General features: G+C 42.3%; 5 protein-coding genes. All 5 read left to right on the top strand.

From position 1 onward, the window contains the following. Window positions 1-914: tetratricopeptide repeat protein (locus tag RMO35_RS00195; RefSeq protein WP_309737725.1), on the top strand; the 914-nt coding region annotated here is incomplete at its 5' end. Between the two features lie 110 nt (window positions 915-1024). After that, on the top strand, window positions 1025-1291 hold the full coding sequence (locus RMO35_RS00190) for a type II toxin-antitoxin system ParD family antitoxin (protein ID WP_309737724.1): 267 nt from the start codon (window positions 1025-1027) through the stop codon (window positions 1289-1291). Window positions 1292-1364: 73 nt separating this feature from the next. Then, entirely contained in the window at window positions 1365-1916 is a 552-nt protein-coding gene (locus RMO35_RS00185) for a Uma2 family endonuclease (protein WP_309737723.1), read from the top strand. Window positions 1917-1983: 67 nt separating this feature from the next. Beyond that, window positions 1984-2502, top strand: a complete 519-nt coding sequence (locus tag RMO35_RS00180) for a hypothetical protein (RefSeq protein WP_396135575.1) — start codon at window positions 1984-1986, stop codon at window positions 2500-2502. An 87-nt stretch (window positions 2503-2589) separates the two neighbouring features. Further along, the coding region (locus RMO35_RS00175) for an alpha/beta fold hydrolase (protein ID WP_309737721.1) at window positions 2590-2978 on the top strand (389 nt) is incomplete at its 3' end.

Genomic DNA, 2978 nt, shown 5'->3' with positions numbered 1-2978 from the left:
ATCTAGCTTGGAATAATCGAGGTATTGCACTAGGTGGCATGGAAAAATATTTAGAGGCAATTAGTTGTTGCAATCGAGCAATTGAGATTCAGTCAGATTACCATGAAGCCTGGTTTACTAAAGGCATTATTTTAGTAGAGTTAGGACGATATCAGGAAGCAATTGCTAGTTACGATCTTGCAATTGACATAGCACCTAATGACTATCGATGTTGGTACAACAGAGGTGTTGTCATCTATAAGGTTAGAAGATTTGAGGAGACGATTGCTAGTTACGATCGAGCAATTGAGCTAAAACCCGACTTATACCAAGCTTGGTACAATAGAGGCATTGCACTTGGCGATTTGGGCAGATATACAAATGCGATTTCTAGCTACGACCGATCGATTGAGATTAAACCTGACAACTATCAGATCTGGGATAATAGAGGTAAAGCATTAGGGCTTCTGCATGGCTACCGAGTCCAAATCGATGCCTATAATCAGTCCTTTGAATATATTCACCCTGATACTCATCCAGAAGGCTGGATATTTTTACAACAACTGATTGGACGTACTCATTATTATGAAGGTAACGCTCGACAACGCGAGGAGCGGTGGGACTCCCAGAGTTACTATGATGATGCGTTGAATTGCTACCATAACGCCCTGAAAATACTTGCTTACGAAAATTTCCCAGAACTCCATTTTAAAATATCGATCGATATTTCTAGAGTCTATTTTGCCAAGAATAATACTCCAGTCGCTTATCAGTTTCAATCCGAAGCTGTCGATATCCTAAAGAACATTTTTACCGACCGAGCTACAGCCAATCATAAAAAAGGGAGCTTACTTCAATACGATCCTTTCCATCAACTCGATGAAGATTTGGAAATATGCTTACATTTGCCCGATCTTACAGACAATTGCGAATGATTTATTCGATCGAATATACACATCAATATCTATCCAGATCGGTGCTGCATCCTACGTCAAAGTAATTGAACTACGCTAAAGCACAAGTATAACCAGTATTTCTTACACCTATGGCGATCGTCCTTACACCCGAACACGAACGATTCATTCAGTCGCAAATTGACGCAGGAAAATTTAGCAACCCTGAAGAAGTCATCGATACAGCCTTTCGTCTGCTGGAGAAACAGAACACTGAATATTTTCAATGGGTGAATGAAGTTCGGGAAAAAATAGATATTGCTAGAGCAGAAGTTGCTAGAGGCGAAGTGCTAGACGGGGAAACAGTCGTAAACGATATTCTAAATCGGTTCCGTCAAGCAAGAGCAGCCCGATCCTAAAGGCAAGATCCTTGAACTAAGTATATTATAACCTTTGATATAATAATATTAACTCTTCACAGGAAACGATCGAATGAGTATAACTATTGCCAAGTGGACGATCGACCAATACCATGAGCTAGTTGCTACAGGTATTTTGGACGACAGGCGGGTGGAACTATTAGCCGGAGATATTGTCGAGATGCCACCAGAAGGAATGCCTCATGCCGTGTACTGTGGCAGAACGGTAGAATATCTCAGAGAATTACTGATAAATAGAGCGAAAGTGCGGGAAACTCACCCGATTACGCTCCCGAATAATTCTGAACCAGAGCCAGATGTCGCGATCGTGCGATCGCCTGATACTCAATATCTCGCCCACCATCCTTACCCAGAAGATATCTTTTGGTTGATTGAATATTCCGATACTATTCTTGCTAAAGATATCAATGTCAAGCAACGAATCTACTCTCAGGCGGGGATTTTGGAATATTGGGTAGTCAATTTACCAGCAGCAGAATTAATCGTGTTTAGAGATGCAGGTAATGATGGCTATGAAGCCCAAACTAAATTGACTATCGGCTCGATTTCGCCTTTATCTTTTCCAGATATTGAAGTTGAAGTTAGAAGGTTGTTTAGTATTTAAAATATATTTGAAATGGGAATCGATCGATTCGTACGATCGACTTGTAAGACATCTCTCAAGCAAAATGATGTTAAACCTAGACAAAATTCAAACGGTTGCCCGCGACTATACACCACAAGAAGTAATCGCCGCTTTAGTTTATCAACGGCAGTTTAATGAATTTAATGGTGAAGAAGTAATTACGGATTTGGCGGCTCATTCCCAACTGTGGCGAAGTTTTGTATTTTCTAAACCCATTTATGCGCCAGATAAAAGTGGGTTGAGCTTCTGCGGTACGGTAGAAACCTTGCTAGCGATAGCTAACTATCGTCCGATGCCAGAGGGTAGTATCATTCATTTTATTCCCTATCCTGCTGATACTCTGTATATCTTGGCCGAAAATCAAGATACGATCGTGTCCCAACTGATGGATTTTGGTAAAAAGTGGCGAGCGGATGAGGTGAGTATTTGCGATAGTAGTACTGAGAATGAAGAGGAGGATTGGGAATTTCGAGAATATGTTTCGCTCCGATTGCAAGGTGGCTTGTGGGGCGAAAATTTCAAACGCGATCGAGATGCGGTTATTATTTCTTACTGGTGGGATTGATATTAGTGCCAGATGCGAGAAACCGCACCTTTCCTTCATCAAAATTTTTTACTAAGATCGAGATATCCGTATAGTCCCACATCATTCATGACCGCAACTCCATCCCTATCACCGCTCCGTATTGCCGCAAAGCTCACCTGGAACTGGCGCGGACATCAGATTAAATATAGCGTTACAGGCGCAGGTCAACCGCTATTATTGATTCATGGTTTCGGTGCCTCGATCGATCATTGGCGCAAGAATATCCCGATCTTAGCTGAGGGTGGCTATCAGGTCTACGCGATCGATCTATTGGGATTTGGTGGCTCGGATAAGGCGCAGATCGACTACAGCATGGAACTGTGGGAAGAATTAGTCGTTGACTTCTGGCATGAGTATATCAACCAGCCGACGGTATTTGTCGGTAACTCGATCGGGGCGTTGCTCAGTCTGATGTTGGTAGCGCATCATCCCGAAATTAGTGCGGGTGGCGTGTT

The sequence above is a fragment of the Chamaesiphon sp. OTE_20_metabat_361 genome (assembly GCF_031364565.1).
The sequence above is the reverse complement of the archived record's forward strand: the minus strand, read 5'-3'. Positions and strand labels throughout refer to the sequence as shown.